Raw genomic sequence first — 2545 nt, 5'->3', positions numbered from 1 at the left:
ATGGTGCTGTCGGAGACGACGGTGAACGAGCTCGCGGCGGTGGTACCGAACTTCACCGCACTGGCACCGGTGAAGCCGCTGCCGACGATGGTGACCGTGTTGCCGCCGACGGCCGTGCCCTGGCTGGGGCTGAGAACGATCAGGGTCGGGGCGGACAGGATGGCCCATCCGTATTGAGTCTGAGGGCTGGTCAACAACTGATCTCCTTGCGGGTGGGGCTCGACCGACGGGAGGCGTGTCGGCGAGCCCGTGGCGGTGGTGCCCGCCGGGGCAGAGGCGGAAGGGTGCCTCTGCCGGGGCGGGGTCCTGGGCCGGAGTCCGGTGGCCTGCCGGGCTCCGGCGCGCGGATCAGATGCCGGGGCCGGCCAGGTAGGTGAAGCCACCCGTGGCGGTGACGGATCCGCCGGAGGTGGTGACCACGACGTCGACCGCGCCGGCAGTCCCGGGCGGGGTGACGACGGAGAGCGTGGTGCCGTTGACGACCGCGAACGGCGCCACCGTGCCGTTGACGGTGACCGACTGGGTGGTGGCGAACTCGGTGCCGGTGATGGTCACCGCCGTGCCTCCGGAGGTGGGGCCGGAGTCGGGAACGATGGTGGTGATCGTGGGGACGTCGACGTAGGTGTAGGACAGGCCGTTGTTGCTGCCGCCGGCGGTGGTGACCGTGACTCCGACCGACCCGGCAGCGGCGCCGGCGGGGACGGTGACGCTGATCAGGCTGTCGGAGGTCACGGTCGGGGTCGCGCTGTTGGCACCGAAGGCCACGCTGGTGGCGGTGGACAGACCGGTGCCGCTGATGGTGACGGTGTTGCCGCCCGCGAGCACTCCGGCGCTGGCACTGAGGGAGGCCTTGAACGGCGCCCCGACGTAGAAGAACGACAGCGGGTTGCTGGTCCCACCCGGCGTGGTCACGGTCACACCGACGGTCCCGGTGCCCGACGGGGAGATGACGCTGACCGAGGTGCTGGTGTTGGCGGTGATGGTGGCCGACTTGGTACCGAACTTCACCGCGGTGGCGCCGCTGAGGTTGGTGCCGGTGATGGTCACGGCGGTGCCGCCGCCGGTGGATCCCTGGTTCGGAGAGATAGGCATGAGAGGTGCTCCCTTTCCGCTGACTGGGTGGGACGGCAGCCGAACCGTCCGCATGACGCCCCATGGACAGAGCGTGAGTCCGCCGCGCCAGCCGGCGCCAAGGTGGGGCACCGGCTGGCGGATCCGTTCCTCTTCGGGGGTGCCCATTGCGGCATGAGGCCTTATCGCTGACGTGGGGTCAGCGGGTGAGGCCGACTTGTCGCTCCCCCGGAGAGGGATGGGCGGCCCACCGGTTCGGATACACACATTGACCCGTTCGAGTTACGCATTGCGCAAGAGTGCTGACGGAGAGTCACTCGAATGGCGGAGCGTGAGGCCCGCCTGATCGGGTCGACGTACGCTGCCGCGCTGGTGCCGCGATCCCGCCGTGGCCGGTCCGTCGAGGTCGCGGGCCAGATCGAGCGCGAGGGTCGCCGGGGCTTGGGGGGCGGCGAGGGGGAGTCGCCGTCCGGCGACGTGACAAGTCGGTGACTATGCGTCAACTATCGCTCGGTGCAAGAAAGTACGGCAGGGCTCCTGCCTCGCTGATGTCGTACCGCGCCTGCGGTCGAAGCGTTCCGGGCGGGACGCGACGGCTCGTTGGATGACGGCCGCGTGCTCGGGGTGGCGCAGTGCCGCGAAGCCGACCAGTGCGTGCGCGGCGGCCAAGCGGGCGCTTCCGGCGGCGGAACGTCATTGCCGCCTTCGGTTGGCACCAGTCGGCCAGGGCCCCACTCGCCAGGAACGCGAATGTGGTCCCCGGAAGGAGTGCCTTCCGGGGACCACATCGGTGATCAGAACTCCCGCCGTGCCCCCGCCTGCGGGAGCGGAGAACGGGGGACGGTCAGTGGCTCGGCGTCCGTGACCGTGCGCGTCGTCAGTACGCGATGTTCGCGCAGTTGGAGGAGACCTCGATCTCGCCCGTGGGAGCCAGCCCGCTGGTCACGGCGGTGGTGCCGGCGGAGGTGTCGCACTCGTTGGTCTGGTGCGCCTGGCCCGTCCCATCGAGGTTGATGCAGTTGGAGCCGAAGGAGACGTCACCCGTCGGCGCGGTCAGCACGGTGTCCGCAATGGTGCCGGTGCTGGTGCTGCACTCGTTGTGCTGGGTGGACCCGCCGGGGGCCGGGTGGTGAGGGTGGGTGGCACACGCGCTAGCGGCACCTCCTGCACCGAGGACCAGCGCGCCGGCAACCGCGCTCAGAAAGGCTGCCTTCTTGCCAATGTGCATTACTGCCTCCGTGTTGAAACTACGTCGCGGATGTTCGCAGACAACTGACTAACGAGGACCGCCGGGAAAGGCACCGGGGCGACACCGAACTTCACCCACCCGCCGCAGTAGACATATCTTCACCGCCGTGCCACGCGTCCACCCCGCAGCACGAATGTGGTCCCCGGAAGGAGTGTCTTCCGGGGACCACATCGGTGATCAGGACTGCCGTCGTGCCCCTGTCGGTGGGGGTGGAGGGCGGGGGGC

At 69.6% G+C, this 2545-nt stretch carries 3 protein-coding genes; all 3 read right to left on the bottom strand.

From position 1 onward, the window contains the following. On the bottom strand, positions 1-194 hold a 194-nt coding region (locus ACIBH3_RS16835; RefSeq protein WP_396312729.1), incomplete at its 3' end, for an IPT/TIG domain-containing protein. Between the two features lie 154 nt (positions 195-348). Continuing rightward, positions 349-1092, bottom strand: a complete 744-nt coding sequence (locus ACIBH3_RS16830; protein WP_396312728.1) for an IPT/TIG domain-containing protein — start codon at positions 1090-1092, stop codon at positions 349-351. An 856-nt stretch (positions 1093-1948) separates the two neighbouring features. Then, positions 1949-2299, bottom strand: coding sequence for a hypothetical protein (locus ACIBH3_RS16825; RefSeq protein ID WP_396312727.1), 351 nt, complete (start codon positions 2297-2299; stop codon positions 1949-1951). Positions 2300-2545: the final 246 nt, after the last annotated feature.

The sequence above is a fragment of the Kitasatospora sp. NPDC050543 genome (assembly GCF_044457565.1).
Taxonomy (GTDB): Bacteria; Actinomycetota; Actinomycetes; order Streptomycetales; family Streptomycetaceae; genus Kitasatospora.
This window is presented reverse-complemented; position numbering and strand designations above follow the sequence as displayed.

Bases quoted from the DNA above. Each gene is read 5' to 3' on its own strand.
- ACIBH3_RS16830 (WP_396312728.1), bottom strand. From the start codon at position 1,092: ATGCCTATCTCTCCGAACCAGGGATCCACCGGCGGCGGCACCGCCGTG.
- ACIBH3_RS16825 (WP_396312727.1), bottom strand. From the start codon at position 2,299: ATGCACATTGGCAAGAAGGCAGCCTTTCTGAGCGCGGTTGCCGGCGCG.